Origin of the sequence: Denitratimonas organivorans, from assembly GCF_037478135.1 — a bacterium.
In the GTDB taxonomy this organism is placed as follows: domain Bacteria; phylum Pseudomonadota; class Gammaproteobacteria; order Xanthomonadales; family Xanthomonadaceae; genus Denitratimonas.
Map to the genome: position 1 here is coordinate 305,631 of NZ_JBBHDV010000001.1, position 17,554 is coordinate 323,184.

Consider the following 17,554-nt stretch of genomic DNA (forward strand, 5'->3'; position numbering starts at 1 on the left):
CTTACGGCCGGGCGGCCTCGTCGCGAGCCTGCTCCAGACAGGCCAGCACGATGGCCTCATCGACATCGGGAACGATGCAGGCCCGGCCCAGCCCGTGCCACAGGATCAGGCGCAGGCGGCCGGAGAGGTTCTTCTTGTCCAGCCGCATCAGTGCCAGCAGCTGCGCCGGATCCGCGTCGGGCGGCAGCGTGGTGGGCAGATTCATGCGTTGCAGCAGCGCGGCCAGCCGTTCGGCGTCCCGCGCCGGCGCCATGCCCATGCGCGAGGACAGCTGCGCTGCCAGCACCATGCCGATGGCGACCGCTTCGCCATGCAGCAGGCCGCCGTAGGCATCGGCGGTTTCCAGGGCATGGCCGAAACTATGGCCGAGGTTGAGCAGGGCGCGCTCGCCCTGTTCGGTTTCGTCGCGTGCCACAATCGCGGCCTTGTGCTGGCAGCTGCGCTCGATCGCGGTGCCGATCGCGGCCGGTTCGCGTGCCAGCAGTGCTTCGGCGTGGGCTTCCAGCCAGGTGAAGAACTCTGCATCGCCCAGCGCGCCGTACTTCACCACTTCGGCCAGACCGGCCGAGAGCTCGCGCGCCGGCAATGTCGCCAGCGTGGCGGTATCGGCGATGACGGCGGCCGGCTGGTGGAAGGCGCCGACCAGATTCTTGCCCTGCGGCAGATCGACTGCGGTCTTGCCGCCGACCGAGGAATCGACCATCGCCAGCAGCGTGGTCGGCAACTGGATGAAGGCGATGCCGCGCATCCAGCAGGCCGCGACGAAGCCGGAAAGATCACCGACCACACCGCCGCCCAGTGCCAGCACGGTGGCGTCGCGGCTGGCTCCCATGCGCGCCAGTTCGGCCAGTGCTTCGGAAAAGCGCGTCAGGGTTTTTTCCGCTTCGCCGGGAGGTACGACGAAGATAGCGACGCTGTAGCCTGCGAGCCGTTCCAGCACGCGTTCCAGATAATGCGGTGCGACATTGCCGTCACTGATCACCAGCACGTGGCGACCACGGATCAGACCGGGCCAGTCATCATGGTCGAGCAGGCCCGGGCCGATCCGGATCGGGTAGCGGCGCGTGTCCAGTTCGACATCGAGGCGGCGGATCGGATCGGGTTTCACGGTGCGGTATCCATCGGTGCGGGAGCCGGGATCTCTGGTGCGGGCGGTTGTGGTGCGGACAGCTGCCAGTGTTGTTGCAGCAGGGTTTCCAGGCGCTCCACCGCCTGCCGTACGCCGCTGCGGCCGGTATCGTATTCAAGATCGGCGACGGCGGCATACAGCGGGGCGCGTTGTTCACCAAGCTGGCGCAGGCGTTCGCGCCGGTCCGGGTGTTGCAGCAGCGGCCGGTTGCGATCCTGAACCAGCCGCCGCAGCTGGTTGTCCAGCGTTACCGAAAGGTGCACGACAAAACCGCGCGTCGGCATCAGTTCGCGGTTGGCGGGCAACAGCACCGCGCCGCCGCCGGTGGCGATTACCTGGCCATGGCCGGCGCAGACGCGGGCCAGCACATCGCGTTCGCGCTCGCGGAAGCCTTCTTCTCCTTCCAGCTCGAAGATCAACGGGATGCTGGCGCCGGTGGCGTGCTCGATTTCCCGGTCCACGTCCACGAACGGCAGTCCCAGACGTTGCGCAAGGCGGCGGCCGATCGAGGATTTGCCCGATCCCATCGGGCCGATCAGGATGAGGTTTGGCGCGGATTTCATGCCGGCGATGCTAGCATTGGCCCTTGCTCCCCATCATTGGCCGTTTGCGCCAAAGGCCCGGATGATCCGCTTCTTTCTGCTTTTCCTTGGTCTGCTGATTACGCTTTTTACCTTGCGCATCAGCACCTTCGGTCATGCCTACGTGACCGAGCCGTTCACCGGCGTGCTGGCCAGTGTCAGCGCGTTCCTGATCAAACTGTGGGACAAGGACGTGATTTCCTACGGCGTGGTGATCCAGGACCAGGTCAACGGCTTTGCGGTCGGCATCGCGCCGGGCTGCGACGGTATCGAGGCGGTGATCATCCTGATCTCGGCGATTATCGCGTTTCCGTCACCATGGAAGCACAAGATCGTCGGCATCGTGCTGGGCTTTTTTGCGATCCAGTCGCTGAACATCGTGCGTATCATCAGCCTGTTCTACATGGGCCAGTGGAGCCAGGTGATGTTCGACTGGTTCCATCTGTACCTGTGGCAGGCGCTGATCGTGCTGGATGCGCTGGCGGTATGGCTGATCTGGCTGCGCTACCTGCCCAAGCGCAAGCGCCCTGGGCCGCCGCCGGCGCAGGATCCGGAACTGTCGTCGCCGGCCTGAGTATTTGGCAACGAATTGGAAACAGCGCTGCCGTGATGCAGCATCACCGCCGCAAGGGCTGCCGGGAGAAGAGTCGCAATGACCGATCGCAACCTGATTGGACTGCTTGAAGACGACGAGGACCAGAGCCAGCTGCTCGGCTACTGGCTGACCGAGGCCGGTTATCTGGTGCGGCACTACCCCAGCGGCGCGGAGTTCCGCCGCAAGCAGGGCGCGGTGTCGGTGGATCTGCTGATCCTGGACTGGAACCTGCCCGATGAAAGCGGCCTGACGATCCTGCGCTCGTTGCGCGAGGGTGGTTCGGCGCTGCCGGTGCTGTTCCTGACCGCGCGCAGCAGCGAGGCCGATATCGTCGCCGGCCTGCGTGAAGGCGCCGACGACTACGTCAGCAAGCCGGCCACGCAAGGCGAGCTGCTGGCTAGGGTTGGGGCTCTGCTGCGCCGTACCAATGTTCAAAAAGAAGCGATGGACGAGGGTGATGTGGAGCCGTATCGGATCGATCTGGAGCGTCGCCGGGTCGAGATCAATGGCGAAGAGGTGCCGCTGACCGACCGCGAGTTCGAGCTGGTGCTGTTCCTGTTCCGCCGCCGTGGTCGCGTGGTCAGTCGCGAATCGCTGCTGGAAAGCATCTGGAACATCCGCGGCGACGTCGCCACCCGCACCGTGGATACCCATATCAGCCGCCTGCGCAAGAAGCTCGGCCTGTCCGGCGAATATGGCTGGCGTCTGAACGCGGTCTACCAGCATGGCTACCGCCTTGAACGTGCCTGAGCCCGTCACGATGAATCCCGATCTGAAAGCCGAGGCCATCGCCACCTTCATCGGCCTGCTGGATGAAGCCCGTGCCGCCGGCGATCCGGAGCCGACCGCGATGACGGTGGCCACGGTCGGCGCCGATGGCCGGATTTCGGCCCGCGTGGTCTTGCTCAAGGGCGTGGACGAGCGCGGCTTCGTGTTCTACACCAACACCCTGAGCCGCAAGGGCAGGGCGCTGGCGGTAGAGCCGCAGGCGGCGTTGCTGTTCCACTGGAAAACCCTGCGCGATCAGGTGCAGGTGCGCATCGAGGGCAGTGTGGCGCCGGTCACGGCGCAGGAAGCCGACGCCTATTTCGCCAGCCGCCCGCGTGAAAGCCAGCTCGGCGCCTGGGCCTCGCTGCAATCCGAGCCGCTGGCCGAGCGCGCCGTGTTCGAAGCACGCTACGCGCAGTTCGAACAGCAGTTTGCCGATGGCCCGGTGCCGCGACCGCCGCACTGGTCCGGCTACCGCGTGGCGCCTGAAGCCTTCGAATTCTGGTACGGCGTGCCATTCCGGCTGCATGAACGGCGCGTCTACCGTCTGCAGGAAGGGATCTGGAGCAAGGGCTTGCTGTATCCCTGATCCGGGACTGGGCACCGCTTGCAAAAAGCGGGTCGCCGTGCGGCAGCAGCAGAATCAGCCGCGTCGGCCGCGCGGTGGGTTCCTGACAACGGTCGGCGCACCGTTTTCCCTGCCCGGCACCTGCACGAAACGCGGCGTATCCTCGTCCAGCGCCATCGCGGTCAGCTTGCCGCCCCAGACGCAGCCGGTGTCCAGGCCCACGGTGTTGTGGCTGATCGACAGGCCCAGTGTGGACCAGTGGCCGAAAACGATGTTCATGCCGCGCGGTGCATGGCCGGGCACCGAGAACCACGGATAGATGCCGGGTTTCTGCGTGCCGGGCGGGCCTTTGTCGTCGAATGCGATCGTGCCGCGCGGAGAACAGAAGCGCATCCGGGTGAACACGTTGATGATCGCGCGCATGCGGTCCGGTCCGGCCAGGCGTGGGTGGAAGGTGTCCGGCTGGTTGCCGTACATGCCCGAAAGCAGTTTGCCGAACTGCTTGCCGTGCAACCGCTGGTGCACTTCCTCGGCATGGCGCTGTGCGATGTCCACGCTCCAGCGCGGCGCCAGTCCGGCGTGCACCATGGCCCAGCCCAGACGGCGGTCGACATGGATCAGGCGGCGCATGCGCAGCCATTCCAGCAGTTCGGTGCGGTCCGGTGCGAACAGCACTTCGCGCAGATCCGGATTGACCCGCGCCTGATCCTCCTCGCGTCGCAAAGAGATCGCCAGCAGCGATAGGTCGTGGTTGCCGAGCACCACCTCGCTGTGGATGTCCAGCGATTTCACCAGACGCAGGGTCTGCAACGACTGGCCGCCACGGTTCACCAGATCGCCGCAGAACCACAGATGGTCCCGGGCCGGGTCGAAGTTGATCGCATCCAGCAGGCGTGAGGTCTCGTCGTAGCAGCCCTGCAGGTCGCCAATGGCCCAGGTGGTCATCGTTCCGGGCGCCCGTTCAATGCAGCGTGCGCGGGATCGACAGTGTGAACTGCGGGATCTTCGCTTCGAAGCGGGTGCCGTCGTCGGCCAGCCACAGATAGCTGCCGCGCATGGTGCCGACATTGGTTTCCAGCACCGCGCCGGAGGTGTATTCGAAATGCTCGCCGGGGCGCAGCCAGGGCTGTTCGCCGACCACGCCGTCACCGCGCACTTCTTCCACCTTGCCGTTGGCATCGGTGATGACCCAGTGGCGCGCCAGCAGTTGTGCCGGAACCTGGCCGCAGTTGCGGATGCGGATGGTGTAGGCGAAAACGTAGCGGTGCTCGGCCGGTGTGGACTGGTCGTCCAGATAGCGGCTGACCACGGCCACGTCGATCGCATGTGGGGAAGATGTGTCCATAGGGGCAAGTTTACAAAGGCTGGCGCGCTTGCGGGCGGCAACGCGACGATATCGGGTGAGCGGTTGCCGCAGGTTGCGCTTCAGACGCGGCTGAGTGATTCGTGCACGGCATTGCCCAGCGCGATGAATCGGGCCACATCGATGCGCTCGGCGCGATCGCCCGGATCAATGCCGACGCTTTCCATCAGCGCCACGTCGCAGACGCTGGACAAAGCGTTGCGCAAGGTCTTGCGGCGCTGGCCGAATGCGGCCTGCACCACGCGCGAGAACGAAGCGCGATCACGCACGGCGATGTCCTGCGCGGTACGTGGAATCACCCGTACCACAGCCGAATCGACTTTCGGCGGTGGCCGGAATGCACCGGGCGGCACCTTGAACAGCGACTGCACCTGCGCATAGGCCTGCAACATCACCGAGAGCCGGCCGTAGACCTTGCTGCCCGGGCCGGCGGCCATGCGGTCGACCACTTCCTTTTGCAGCATGAAATGCATGTCGATGATCGCATCGGCGTGCTCCAGCGCGTGGAACAGGATCGGCGAGGAAATGTTGTAGGGCAGGTTGCCGATCAGCCGGATGCGCCCGTCGCCGGCCAGCGCGGTCAGGTCCACGGTCAGCACGTCGGCGTGGATGATCTGCAAGGGCGCGATGCGCTGGCTGATGTCATGCAGGCCGGCGATCAGGTCGCGGTCGAATTCGATCACGTCCAGCCCGCCGTGGCGGCGCAGCATCGGGATCGTCAGCGCGCCCTGGCCGGGGCCGATCTCGACGATGTGTTCGCCCGGCTGCGGGTCGACCGCACGCACGATGCGGTCGATGATGCCGGCATCGTGCAGGAAGTGCTGGCCGAGCTGTTTCTTTGCCTGATGGGAGGACATGCGGAGCGTGTTCCGGAAATTCGGGGGTCAGACCAGCAGGCGCGGCGCATGCGCGTGGCGGCGGCGGGCGAAATCATGCGCCTGGCGCGCCGCCAGGATCAGGCTGGAGGCATCGGCGTGGCCGCTGCCGGCCAGGTCCAGCGCGGTGCCGTGATCCACCGCGACACGCACGTAGGGCAGCCCCAGGGTGATGTTGGTGCCCTGCTCGAAACCGCTGTACTTGAGCACCGGCAGGCCCTGGTCGTGGTACATCGCCAGTACCGCATCGAAGCCGGCGAGCTTGTCCGGCAGAAAGGCGGTGTCGGCCGGCAGCGGGCCGATCAGATCCATGCCGCGTGCACGCAATTGCTCCAGCAAAGGTGCGATGACATCGATCTCCTCGCGGCCGAGATGGCCACCTTCGCCGGCGTGCGGGTTCAGTCCGAGCACCGCGATACGGGGCGCCAGGATGCCGAAATCCGACAGCAGCGCCGCGTGCAGGATTTCCAACGTGGTGCGCAGGCCTTCGGCACTGATCGCCGCCGGCACCGCGCGCAGCGGCAGGTGGGTGGTGGCCAGCGCCACGCGCATCTTCGGCGAGGCCAGCATCATCACCACCTCGCAGCCGGCCTGCTGCGCCAGCAGTTCGGTGGTGCCGGTGTAGGCGATGCCGGCGTCGTTCAATACGCCCTTGTGCACCGGGCCGGTAACCAGCCCGGACAGCTCGCCCGCAGCGGCAAGGCGGGCGCCTTCCAGCAGGCTGTCGTGTACGTAGGCGGCGTTGCGCGGGTCGAGCTGACCGAAATGGCTGGCTTGTGCACGCGCGCGGTGCAGCACGCGCAGCTGGCCGGGCGCCACTTGCGTGGCGTCGGGTTCGAGCAGTTCCAACGGCAGACCGATGGCGCTGGCGGCGTCGCGCAGCAGCTCGGCATCGGCGATTGCCAGCAGCGGTGCGGCAAACGGGGTATGCGCCAGCCGCACGCACAGTTCCGGCCCGATGCCGGCCGGTTCACCCGGAATCAGGCCGAGCAGCGGCGGTTCGGATGCGGGCATTGACCGGATGCGGTGGCCGGAGCGGGGCAGCGGTCAGCTGCCCAGGCGCTCGTCGATGTAGGCCTCGTCACGCAACTGACGCAGGAAACGGTCGAACTCTTCATCCGCCTTGCGCGCCACGATGGTTTCGCGCGCACGCTTGCGCTGGGCTTCGCGGGTGATGTCCTGCTCGCGGGTTTCCAGACGCTGGATCAGGTGCCAGCCGACATCGCTGGCGAAGGGCTCGGACAGTTCGCCATCTTCCAGCGATCCCAGCACATTGGCCACGGCCGGGCCCCAGGCGCTGAGCGGGAACCAGCCCATGTCGCCGCCCTGGTTGCGGGTGATCTGGTCGTCGGAAGCTTCGCGTGCCACGGTGGCGAAGTCTTCTCCGGCCGCGATCCGGGCGCGGAGCGCGTCGATCTTCGTGCGAGCCTCTTCACGCGTGACCAGTTCGCCGACCCTCACCATCAGGCCGCGGGCGTGGTATTCGGTGACGGTTTCGATCGCCTGGCTCTGGTCGCGGCTGTCGATGTAGTGGATCAGGCTGAAGCCGCTGGGGCCGCGCAGCGGCTGCGAGACCTCGCCCGGCTGCATCGATGCCAGTGCATGGGTGAACAGCGGCGGGATTTCGTCTGAGCTGCGCCAGCCCATGTTGCCGCCTTCCAGTGCAGTCTGGTGGTCGGAATAGCGCATCGCCGCGGCCGCGAAATCCATCTCGCCACGTTCGATCAGCTGGCGCACGCCGTCGATCTTGTCGCGCGCGACTTCGATCTGGTCCGGGGTCGCGCCATCGGGCAGCGCCACCAGCAGATAGCCCAGGTGGATCTGCAATTCGGAGCCGGTACGGCTGGCCAGCAGATTGTCGATTTCGGTTTCGCTGACCACCACGCGGCTCTGTACGAAGTTCTGCTGCAAGCGCGAGATCACCAGTTCATCGCGCACCTGCTGGCGGAACGCCTCATAGCTCAGGCCGTCCATGCGCACCTGCTGGCGCAACTGGTCGATGCTTGCGCCCTGCTGCTGCGCGATACGGCCGATGGTCTGGTCCAGCTCCACATCGCCCACGCGCAGACCCATGGCCTCGGCGCGCTGCAATTGCAGGCGCATCATGATCAGCTGTTGCAGCACCTGCCGTTCCAGCACATTGGGCGGGGGCAACTGATCGGTGCGGCCGGCCAGGCGACGGGTGACGTTGTTGACCGCCATATCCAGCTCGGAGCGCAGGATCACGTCCTCCTCGACCACGGCCACGATACTTTCGACCGGATCCAGCTGCAGGGCCTGGGCCTGGGCCGCAAGCGGAGTGCCCAGCAGGAAAATGAAAAAGAGGAGGGAAGGAAGAAGTCGGCTCATGATTCCAGCATCGATGGCGGTAATGTGGGGTGTGAAGACGGCAGCGCCGGTGCGGCCTGGCGGTACTGGCGGCAGACCGCGCATGTCCTGCCACCGGCCTGCATGGCGCCGCCGCAGGCGCAACGCATATGCGTGCCGGCCTGCCACAGGCGTGGCTCAATAGGTGTAGCCGAGAATAGCACGCTCCAGCAGCTCGCCGGACTTGCGTCCGAGCGTGGACAGGCCCTTCAATTCAAGTTCCAGATAGATGCTGGTGTTGCGTTCGCCTTCGATATTGCGCACGTAATGCCGGCCCAGCACGCGCGCAGCCAGGCAACAGTTTTCCCACTCCACGCCGGCGAAGGCTTCCACCGTGGCATGGTCCAGCAGCGAGTAGTTCCAGCGCCCGACCAGGCGCCAGCGCTCGTTGAGCGGGATCAGGGTGGAAATGTCGAACTGCTCCAGCGTGACCCGGTCCGGGTTGCCGGTACGGCCGTCGCGGCGGAAGCGGTAGGCGAAATTCAGCACGCCGGCCTGGCCCCAGCGGTACTGGCTGCGCAGCGTGGACAGGTGTGAAATCTCCTGATCCGGATCCCATTGCTGGCTGACGCCAACGCTCCAGCGGTCGTCCAGCATCAGTTCCATATCCCCGACCCAGGCCGAACCGGCGCGGTCCACCCGCGAAACGCCGGGCATCTGCACTTTCTGGTCCTGGAAATAGCGGATCTGGCCGAGGCTGGCCGAGAGCCGCTCCTGTCCGCTGGCTTCATCGAACAGGCGGGTGCTGACCGCCAGCGTGGCCTGGTTGGCGTCGGATTGGCGGTCGCCGCCGGCAAAGCGGTTGTTGCGGAACAGCTGGCCCCAGCTGAAACCCAGCTCCTGGGTATCGAAGATCGGCAGATCGGTCTGATCGCGGTAGGGCACGTTCAGGTAATACAGGCGCGGCTCCAGCGTTTGCAGCATGCGCTGGCCGAAGAAGCTCATCGGGCGCTCGAACACCAGCCCGGTATCCAGGCTCAGGATCGGCGTGGTGCGCGAGGGCGAGGTGCTGGGAAAGCGCTCCAGATAATCGCTGTCGAGCGAATAGGCGGTGTGGCGCACACCGATTTCCGGACGGAAGAAGCCGGCCGCGCGTTCATACGGAAACGCGACGTAGGGGTGCACATCCACACGCATGGCGCCCGGGCGCTGGCTGTGGTCGAACACCACCGCCTCGCTGCGTACCCCACCGACCACGCCGGCGGCCAGCGGCTGGTCCCAGCGGAACAGCATGCGTGGCAGGCGGCGGAACGGTTCGGCCGTGTCCGGGGTGTACGGATCTGCGATGGTCCAGCCCTGCAGGCTGACGCTGGCGGTCCAGTAGCGCCCGCGCCCGTGCAGGCCGACATGGCTTTCCAGCAGGCTGGTGGCGGCGGTCGAGAGCGAATCGCCGAAGTCCTCGAAATAGCGGTCGTCGGAGATGTGGTTCAGATCCGAGATCAGCTGCCAGTGCGCGCCGAGCTGGCCGCGGTGCTCCCAGGTCACGGTGCCGCGGTCGCGGCCGGTCTGGTCGTCGTTGGGCAACCAGGTGCCGTAGATTTCGCCACGATGGTTGTCGCTGAGATAGCGGAACTGCGCGCCCAGCATCACGCCGCGCTTGGTCATCAGGCGCGGTGCCAGGGTGGCGTCGAAATTCGGCGCCAGATTCAGGTAGTACGGCACCGTGATATCCACTCCGCGCGAGCGCGAAGCACCCAGTGACGGGAACAGGAAGCCGGTCTTGCGCCGCTCGTCGATCGGGAAGCTGGCGATCGGCAGGTACAGGATCGGCACATTCCCCAGGCGCAGCGTGGTGTGGCGCGCGGTGGCGATGCCGTCGGCCTGGTTGATGTCCAACTGGCGGGCGCGGATCAGCCACTGGCGGTCATCCGGATCGCAGGTGGTGTAGGACACCTGTTGCAGCTGGCTGTGATCGCCCTGGTTGGTGGCCAGTTCGGCCTCGCCGTTGCCGCGCGCACTCAGCAGTTGGTAGCGCAGTGATTGCAGCGAGGCGTAGTCCTCTTCGAGCCGGCCTTCGGCGCGCTCGGCACCGATCAGCATGCCGGCGTCCTGGTATTGCACGTCGCCCTTGGCCTGCCAGGTTTCGGTTTGCGGATCAAAGCGCATCAGCGCAGCCGCCACGCGCTGATCGGCGCGCAGGATTTCCACATCGCCGCTGAGCAGGTAGTTCTGCTGGTCGCGAATGTCGAAATGCTCGGCGAAGATCGAGGTTTCACCGGTTTCCCGGTCGGCCTCGGAGCCAAGATCCGGGCGATGGAACTGGTACAGCGCATTCGGCTTGCACTGCACCCACATCGCGGGGTCGTAATCGATCGCGGCCGCAGTCGATGGCGGCAGCAGGGCCAGGCCGCCGGACAGCAGCGAGGCGAGGGAAAGTGCGAGGCGGGTGCGGGGCACGGCAGGGCTTGGTCGCCAGAACAACCCCTAGCTTGCCGCAAGCACGTGACCGGCGGCAATGAATGGTGGCTGGGCTGCCGTATTGCCGGGCTCCCGGGCAAAAGGGTACAATTTCGGTCCCCTATCTTTCCGCAACGGCCCGCAGCGCGCGGCCGAGCCTGAAAACACCATGATCCGCGTCACCCGCCTGACCGACTACGCCACCTTGCTGATGACCGTGCTGGCCACCGCGCCGGACACCGTGCACAGCGCCAGCATGCTGGCCGAACGTACCCGGCTGGAGCCGGCCACGGTCAGCAAAGTGCTCAAGGCGCTGGCCCAGAGCGGTCTGGTCGAAGGCCTGCGCGGCGCCAATGGCGGTTACCGCCTGGCGCAGGCGCCGATGCAGATCAGCCTGCTGGAAATCGTCGAGGCGATCGAAGGTCCGCTGGAAATGACCGAATGCAGCGGCGAACACTCGCGCTGCGAACACGAAACCTTCTGCGGCGTCGCGCCGCACTGGCGTCTGGTCAACGACGTCATCGCCGACACCCTGCGCGGCATGACCCTGGCGCAGATGCTCGAACCGCTTCCACCTCCTTCCCGCCAGCGTCGCATCGACCTGCGCCTGGCCACCTCCTGAATCGCACAAGGCAGCCCGTCATGGCCACCGAACTCGCTGAAGCACCCATCGCCAACAAGGAAATCCACGAACAGCTCGGGCGTCGCTACGACGCCGGCTTCATCACCGACATCGAATCCGATTCGTTGCCGGCCGGGCTGGACGAGGACACCATCCGCGCCCTTTCGGCCAAAAAAGACGAGCCCGAGTGGATGCTCGAATGGCGCCTGGCCGCCTACCGCCACTGGCTGACGATGCCGATGCCGCAGTGGGCCAAGCTGAAGATCGCGCCGATCGATTTCCAGGCGATCAGCTACTACTCGGCGCCGAAAGGCCCGAGGTACGAATCGCTGGATGATGTCCCGCAGGAATTGCTGGATGCCTACGACAAGCTCGGCGTGCCGCTGCACGAGCGCGCCAAACTTGCCGGCGTGGCGGTGGACGCGGTGTTCGATTCGGTCTCGGTCGGCACCACCTTCCGCAAGGAACTGGCCGACAAGGGCATCATCTTCTGTTCGATGTCCGAGGCCATCAAGGACCATCCGGAACTGGTACGCCAGTATCTGGGCACCGTGGTGCCGGTGCGCGACAACTTCTTCGCGGCGCTGAACTCGGCGGTGTTTTCCGATGGCAGCTTCGTGTTCATCCCCAAGGGCGTGCGCTGCCCGATGGAGCTCAGCACCTACTTCCGCATCAACGCCGGCCACACCGGGCAGTTCGAGCGCACCCTGATCATCTGCGAGGACCGTGGCCACGTGTCCTATCTGGAAGGCTGCACCGCGCCGATGCGCGACGAAAACCAGTTGCACGCCGCGGTGGTGGAACTGGTCGCGCTGGAAGATGCCGAGATCAAGTATTCGACGGTGCAGAACTGGTACCCGGGCGATGAAAACGGCGTCGGCGGCATCTACAACTTCGTCACCAAGCGCGCCGAATGCCGTGGCGCACGCAGCAAGGTGGTCTGGGCGCAGGTGGAAACCGGCTCGGCGATCACCTGGAAATACCCCAGCTGCGTACTGCGCGGCGACGATTCTTCCGGCGAATTCCACTCGGTCGCGCTGACCCATCACCGCCAGCAGGCCGATACCGGCACCAAGATGATCCACATCGGCAAGAACACGAAATCCAAGATCGTGTCCAAGGGCATCAGCGCAGGTCATGGGCAGAACACCTATCGCGGCCTGGTCAAGATCGAGCGCGGCGCCAGCGGTGCGCGCAACCACACCCAGTGCGATTCGATGCTGATCGGCAAGAAGTGCGGCGCGCACACCTTCCCGTATGTGGAAGTGAAGAACCCCGACGCCATCCTCGAACACGAGGCCACCACCTCCAAGATCAGCGACGACCAGCTGTTCTACTGCCTCTCGCGCGGCATCGGCGAGGAAGATGCGGTGTCGATGATCGTCGACGGCTTCTGCAAGCAGGTGTTCCGCGAGCTGCCGATGGAGTTCGCGGTGGAAGCCAAGAAGCTGCTGGACCTTTCGTTGGAAGGCTCGGTCGGATGAGCATCGCGCTGCTGCCGTTGGCGCTGCTGGCTGCTACAGCGACCGCCGCCGCTGCACCGGACGATGCTGCGCAGGACACCTTGCAGTCCTGGATAGAGCTGTGTGAAACCAGTTCCAGCCAGATGGGCGTGACGGCGTGCCAGATTGTCGAAAACGCAAAGGCCAGCGACGCGATCGATGCGGTGATCGCGGAAGTGGCCGAAGCCTATGCCGACAGCGATGAAGACCGGGGCGAGCAGTATATCGCCGGATTGCGCGCCGCCCAGGCTGGCTGGGAAAAGCAGATGAAGATCGACACCGACGCGCTGTTCCCGCTCGGTCCTGGCGAACATGAATCCGTCACCCACGGTTCGGGTTATCTGGGCCGTCTGGAATATCTGCGCGCATCGCTGCGCCGCCAGCGCCTGGAATTCCTCTGCGAAGCCTGGTTGCCGCCACGGATGCGCCGCGAGCGCGCGCCCGATGAGCTGCCTTCAGCCTGTGCCGGCATTGGCCCCGGCAGCGCGTTCGCCACACCGGCCACCCGCAACTGAACCACCCGACGCCACCTGGAACCCCTTTCATCCGCGCCAAGCGCGCACCGGAACCACGAAGCCATGACCATGCTGAAAATCGACAACCTGCACGCCACCGTCGGCGGCGACCGCCAAATCCTCAAAGGCCTGACGCTGGAGGTGAAGCCCGGCGAAGTGCACGCCATCATGGGCCCCAACGGCGCCGGCAAGTCGACGCTGGCCAATATCATCGCCGGCCGCGACGGCTACGAAGTCACTGCCGGCAGCGTCAACTTCGATGGCCGCGATCTGCTGGAGCTGGCGCCGGAAGAACGCGCCGCCGCCGGCGTCTTCCTCGCCTTCCAGTACCCGGTGGAGATTCCGGGTGTGAACAACACCTACTTCCTGCGCAGCGCGCTCAACGCCCAGCGCGTGGCACGCGGCGAGCCGGAACTGGATTCGATGCAGTTCCTGAAGCTGGTGCGGGAAAAGCTCGCGGTGCTGCACCTGGATGACAAGCTGCTGCATCGCGGCGTCAACGAGGGTTTTTCCGGCGGCGAGAAGAAGCGCAACGAAATCTTCCAGATGGCGGTGCTGGAGCCGAAGCTGGCGGTGCTGGATGAAACCGATTCCGGCCTGGACATCGACGCGCTCAAGGCTGTGGCCGAAGGCGTCAACGCGCTGCGCTCACCGGATCGCGCCTTCGTGATCATCACCCACTACCAGCGCCTGCTGGACTACATCAAGCCGGATGCAGTGCACGTGCTGGCCGATGGCCGCATCGTCGAATCCGGCGGCCCGGAACTGGCGATGCAGTTGGAAGAACACGGCTACGACTGGATCCGCCAGCGCGTCGGACCGGAGGCCGCATGAGCGCGCTGCTGCAATCCCTGGCCGAAGGTTTCGACACACTGCCACGGCGCGACGCCGGCGGGCTGGCATCGGCACGCGGCGCGGCACTGGAGCAGGCGCTGGCCGATGGTCTTCCCGGCATCCGTAACGAGCGCTGGAAATACACCCCGCTGCGTGCGCTGGAGCGGCGCAATTTCAGTCCCGTTACCACCTTGCCGGATTTCGATGCCGCCGCGCTGGAACTGCCGGACGGACCGCGAATCGTATTCGCCAACGGCGTGTTCGCACCGGCGCTGTCGGAGCTGTCCGGCCTGCCGGAGGGCGTCCAGTTGCAGCCGCTGTCGCAGGCGCTGGAACGGGGTGTCGCGCCGCACGCGGAATTTCTCGCACGCCGTTTCGATGCCGCCGACGAAGTCTTCGCGCGCCTGAATGCCGCGCTCGCCACCGAAGGCGCGTGGTTGCAGGTCGCAGCCGGCGTTGACTGCCCGCAGCCGCTGCATCTGGTGTTCATCAGCGTGCCGGATGAAACCGATCGCGGCTTCGCGCTGCGCCATGTGATCGATCTTGCCCCCGGCGCGCAGGCGCGCGTGGTCGAACACCATCTGGCGCTGGGCGAACACCGCCATCTGGGCAATGCGCTGAGCCAGATCCGGCTCGGTGCGCAGGCCGGGCTGGCGCATCTGCGGATCCAGTCCGAGAGCGGTAGCGCCACGCTGATGCAGCGCACCGACGCCACCCTGGCCGAAGCCACGCAGTACCGCCGCGTGGATCTGGAACTGGGCGCGGCCCTGAGCCGGCATGAACTCAACGTCGGACTGCACGGACGGCAGGCGCAACTGCATGCCAACGGCGTGCTGCTGGGCGGCGGCACCATGCATCTGGACACCCGCCTCGGGATCGAACACAACGCGCCGGACACCGCCTGCCAGCTCAACTGGCGCGGGCTGGCGGCACAGCGTTCGCGCGTGGTGTTCCACGGCGGCATCCTGATCCAGGCCGGCGCCGACGGCACCGACGCGCGGCTTTCCAACAAGAACCTGCTGCTGTCCGACAATGCCGAGATTGACACCCAGCCGGTGCTGGAAATCCACGCCGACGAAGTCCAGGCCGCGCACGGCGCCACCGTCGGCAATCTTGACCCGACCGCGCTGTTCTACCTGCGCAGTCGCGGGCTGGACGAAATGCAGGCGCGGCGCATCCTGACCGCCGCGTTCGGGCGCGAGGCGCTGGCGGTGATCGAAGACGAGGCCATGCGTGGCTTCGCTGCCGGGCAACTGGACCGGCGCCTGGAGGAACTGGCATGAGCACCGCCGTACACGCTGAAGGTGTCGCCACCACCACCCCGGACTGGGCCGCGATCCGTGCCCAATTCCCGCTGCTGCAACGGCGGGTGCACGACAAGCCGCTGATCTATCTGGATTCGGCCAATACCTCGCAGAAGCCGGCAACGGTGATTGAGGCGGTCGATGATTTCTACCGGCAGCACAACGCCAACGTCAGTCGCGCCGTGCATGCGCTGGGCAGCGAGGCGACGGCGGCCTACGAAGGCGCCCGCCGCCGGTTGGCTGCGTTCCTGAAGGTGCAACCCGATGAACTGGTGCTGTGCAGCGGCACCACTTTCGCGATCAATCTGGTGGCCTACAGCTACGCGCTGCCGCGCCTGAAGCCCGGCGACGCGATCCTGCTGACGCGCATGGAACACCACGCCAACATCGTGCCGTGGCAACTGGTGGCCGAACGCACCGGCGCGGTCATCAAGGTGGCCGAGCTGGACGCCAATGGCGATCTGGATGTGGAGGCGATGCTGGCGAAGATGACGCCGGAGGTGCGCATCGTTTCGCTGGCGCATGTTTCCAATGTGCTGGGCACGGTCAATCCGGTGCGCGAGATCTGCCGCCAGGCGCGCAAGCGCGGCATCACCAGCGTGGTCGACGGCTCGCAGGCCGCACCGCATCTGGGCCTGGATATTCCTTCGCTGGATTGCGATTTCTACGCCATCACCGGCCACAAGATGTGCGGCCCGACCGGCACCGGCGTGCTCTGGGCACGGCGCGAACATTTACAGGCGATGCCGCCGTTCCTGGGCGGCGGCGAGATGATCCGCGAGGTGCGCTTCGAAGGCACCGTGTTCAACGATCCGCCCTACCGCTTCGAGGCCGGCACGCCGAACATCGCCGGCTTTGTCGGCCTCGCCGCCGCAGTGGATTTCCTCGACGGCATCGGCATGGAGGCGATTGCCGCGCGCGAGCATGAACTGGGCCATTACCTGCGCAGCGCGCTGGAGCGCGAGCCGGGTGTGCGCATCTTCGGCAACCCGCGCCAGCGCACCGCCGTGGTCAGCTTCCTGGTCGAAGGCGCGCATGCGCATGATCTGGCCACACTGCTGGATCTGCAGGGCGTGGCGGTGCGTTCGGGCCACCATTGCGCGCATCCGCTGATGCAGCATTTCGGCGTGCCCGCCACCTGCCGCGCCTCGCTCGCGTTCTACAACACCCACGCGGAAATCGACGCTTTCATCACGGCACTGCAAAAGGTGCGCGGGCTGCTGGCATGAGCGGCTCCGGCGATGCTTCCGCATTGCGTTACCGTAGTGCCACTGCGGCCGATATTCCGGCGATCGTGGCATTGGTGGAGTCGGCCTATCGTGGTGATGTCAGCCGCCAGGGCTGGACCACCGAGGCCGATCTGCTCGATGGCCAGCGCGTCGCGCCGGAAGTGTTGCAGGCCGATATCGAACGCCCTTCCAGCCGCATCCTGCTGGCCTGGCAGGGCGAGGTGCTGATGGCCTGCGCGCATGTCGCGATCCAGGACGGGCAGGGTTATTTCGGCATGTTCGCAGTACGCCCGGACGCGCAGGGCGGCGGTGTCGGCAAAGCCGTGCTGGCCGAGGCCGAACGCATCGTGCGCGACGAATTCCATGCCGCGCGCATGCGCATGACGGTGATCGACCTGCGTGAGGAATTGATCGCCTTCTACGAACGCCGAGGCTACCGCCGCACCGGCCGCAAGCTGCCTTTCCCGTATGGGGACGAGCGCTATGGCACGCCGTTGCGCGACGATCTGCGGTTCGAAATGCTGGAGAAAGCGTTGTGAGTCAGGACTGGACCGTACTGTGTGCCACCGCCGAAGTGCTGCCCGGTGAAACCCATGTCGCCTGGTTCGGCGATGTTGCGCTGGTTGTTGTCAATCACGACGGCCAGTTCTACGCGCTGGAAGACCGCTGCACGCACGAGGATTTTGAACTGTCGGCCGGCCCTTTCGATCCGGCTACCGGCCAGATCGAATGCGTGCTGCATGGCGCCCGTTTCAACGTGCGCAGCGGCGAAGCCCTGTGCCCACCCGCCTACGAACCGGTCCGCAGTTATCCGCTCAAGGTCGAAGACGGCCTGGTGTACGTACGCGAGCCGTAGCACCGGACAGCCCTGCGTGGCTTGTGGTTGTTGCCGGATCACGGCCACG

General features: G+C 66.0%; 18 protein-coding genes and 1 pseudogene. 11 read left to right on the forward strand and 8 right to left on the reverse strand.

What is annotated here, in order from left to right; translation table 11 throughout:
• Nucleotide 1 precedes the first annotated feature (1 nt).
• The gene (gene aroB / locus WDB66_RS01325) at nt 2-1,108 is read right to left on the reverse strand and encodes a 3-dehydroquinate synthase (protein ID WP_339396622.1); all 1,107 of its coding nucleotides are present in this window, start codon (nt 1,106-1,108) and stop codon (nt 2-4) included.
• Complete coding sequence (locus WDB66_RS01330) at nt 1,105-1,692, reverse strand: shikimate kinase (RefSeq protein ID WP_339396623.1); 588 nt, start codon at nt 1,690-1,692, stop codon at nt 1,105-1,107. Before WDB66_RS01330 ends, aroB begins: the two co-directional genes overlap by 4 nt.
• 61 nt (nt 1,693-1,753) lie before the next feature.
• Here WDB66_RS01330 and xrtH point away from each other — a divergent pair, with 61 nt between their 5' ends.
• The 3 genes from xrtH (at nt 1,754) to pdxH (ending at nt 3,662) form a co-directional block, all read left to right on the forward strand.
• On the forward strand, nt 1,754-2,284 hold the full coding sequence (gene xrtH, locus WDB66_RS01335; RefSeq protein WP_339396624.1) for an exosortase H: 531 nt from the start codon (nt 1,754-1,756) through the stop codon (nt 2,282-2,284).
• A gap of 78 nt (nt 2,285-2,362) precedes the next feature.
• Nucleotides 2,363-3,055 carry a response regulator transcription factor gene (locus WDB66_RS01340; RefSeq protein ID WP_339396625.1) on the forward strand — a complete coding sequence of 231 codons (693 nt, stop codon included), beginning with the start codon at nt 2,363-2,365 and terminating at the stop codon, nt 3,053-3,055.
• A gap of 10 nt (nt 3,056-3,065) precedes the next feature.
• Entirely contained in the window at nt 3,066-3,662 is a 597-nt protein-coding gene (pdxH, locus tag WDB66_RS01345; protein ID WP_339396626.1) for a pyridoxamine 5'-phosphate oxidase, read from the forward strand.
• A 60-nt stretch (nt 3,663-3,722) separates the two neighbouring features.
• Here pdxH and WDB66_RS01350 read toward each other — a convergent pair.
• The 6 genes and pseudogenes from WDB66_RS01350 to lptD all read right to left on the reverse strand — a co-directional run.
• Nucleotides 3,723-4,586: pseudogene (locus WDB66_RS01350) on the reverse strand (symmetrical bis(5'-nucleosyl)-tetraphosphatase); the annotation flags it as partial.
• 16 nt (nt 4,587-4,602) lie between these two features.
• Nucleotides 4,603-4,986: a Co2+/Mg2+ efflux protein ApaG gene (gene apaG / locus WDB66_RS01355; protein WP_339396627.1), complete on the reverse strand. Its 384-nt coding sequence runs from the start codon at nt 4,984-4,986 to the stop codon at nt 4,603-4,605.
• Nucleotides 4,987-5,066: 80 nt separating this feature from the next.
• Entirely contained in the window at nt 5,067-5,861 is a 795-nt protein-coding gene (rsmA, locus tag WDB66_RS01360) for a 16S rRNA (adenine(1518)-N(6)/adenine(1519)-N(6))-dimethyltransferase RsmA (RefSeq protein ID WP_339396628.1), read from the reverse strand.
• Nucleotides 5,862-5,888: 27 nt separating this feature from the next.
• Entirely contained in the window at nt 5,889-6,893 is a 1,005-nt protein-coding gene (pdxA, locus tag WDB66_RS01365) for a 4-hydroxythreonine-4-phosphate dehydrogenase PdxA (RefSeq protein ID WP_339396629.1), read from the reverse strand.
• 33 nt (nt 6,894-6,926) lie between these two features.
• Nucleotides 6,927-8,228: a peptidylprolyl isomerase gene (locus WDB66_RS01370; protein ID WP_339396630.1), complete on the reverse strand. Its 1,302-nt coding sequence runs from the start codon at nt 8,226-8,228 to the stop codon at nt 6,927-6,929.
• A gap of 156 nt (nt 8,229-8,384) precedes the next feature.
• Nucleotides 8,385-10,643 carry an LPS assembly protein LptD gene (lptD, locus tag WDB66_RS01375; RefSeq protein ID WP_339396631.1) on the reverse strand — a complete coding sequence of 753 codons (2,259 nt, stop codon included), beginning with the start codon at nt 10,641-10,643 and terminating at the stop codon, nt 8,385-8,387.
• A gap of 169 nt (nt 10,644-10,812) precedes the next feature.
• On the opposite strand from lptD, the gene WDB66_RS01380 reads away from it, so the two are divergent.
• The 8 genes from WDB66_RS01380 to WDB66_RS01415 all read left to right on the forward strand — a co-directional run bounded on the left by WDB66_RS01380 (nt 10,813) and on the right by WDB66_RS01415 (nt 17,505).
• Complete coding sequence (locus WDB66_RS01380; RefSeq protein ID WP_339396632.1) at nt 10,813-11,265, forward strand: SUF system Fe-S cluster assembly regulator; 453 nt, start codon at nt 10,813-10,815, stop codon at nt 11,263-11,265.
• Nucleotides 11,266-11,285: 20 nt separating this feature from the next.
• Nucleotides 11,286-12,749 (forward strand): Fe-S cluster assembly protein SufB, encoded by a 1,464-nt coding sequence (gene sufB / locus WDB66_RS01385; protein ID WP_339396633.1) that lies wholly within the window; start codon nt 11,286-11,288, stop codon nt 12,747-12,749.
• Nucleotides 12,746-13,282: a hypothetical protein gene (locus WDB66_RS01390; RefSeq protein WP_339396634.1), complete on the forward strand. Its 537-nt coding sequence runs from the start codon at nt 12,746-12,748 to the stop codon at nt 13,280-13,282. Before sufB ends, WDB66_RS01390 begins: the two co-directional genes overlap by 4 nt.
• A 69-nt stretch (nt 13,283-13,351) precedes the next feature.
• On the forward strand, nt 13,352-14,116 hold the full coding sequence (gene sufC, locus WDB66_RS01395; RefSeq protein WP_339396804.1) for a Fe-S cluster assembly ATPase SufC: 765 nt from the start codon (nt 13,352-13,354) through the stop codon (nt 14,114-14,116).
• Entirely contained in the window at nt 14,113-15,399 is a 1,287-nt protein-coding gene (sufD, locus tag WDB66_RS01400) for a Fe-S cluster assembly protein SufD (RefSeq protein WP_339396635.1), read from the forward strand. Before sufC ends, sufD begins: the two co-directional genes overlap by 4 nt.
• Nucleotides 15,396-16,649: a cysteine desulfurase gene (locus WDB66_RS01405; protein ID WP_339396636.1), complete on the forward strand. Its 1,254-nt coding sequence runs from the start codon at nt 15,396-15,398 to the stop codon at nt 16,647-16,649. The genes sufD and WDB66_RS01405 overlap by 4 nt, the downstream gene beginning before the upstream one ends.
• Nucleotides 16,646-17,188, forward strand: coding sequence for a GNAT family N-acetyltransferase (locus tag WDB66_RS01410; RefSeq protein WP_339396637.1), 543 nt, complete (start codon nt 16,646-16,648; stop codon nt 17,186-17,188). The genes WDB66_RS01405 and WDB66_RS01410 overlap by 4 nt, the downstream gene beginning before the upstream one ends.
• A complete protein-coding gene (locus WDB66_RS01415) occupies nt 17,185-17,505 on the forward strand; it encodes a non-heme iron oxygenase ferredoxin subunit (protein WP_339396638.1) in 321 nt (106 codons plus the stop codon). The genes WDB66_RS01410 and WDB66_RS01415 overlap by 4 nt, the downstream gene beginning before the upstream one ends.
• The last annotated feature ends 49 nt before the right edge of the window (nt 17,506-17,554 follow it).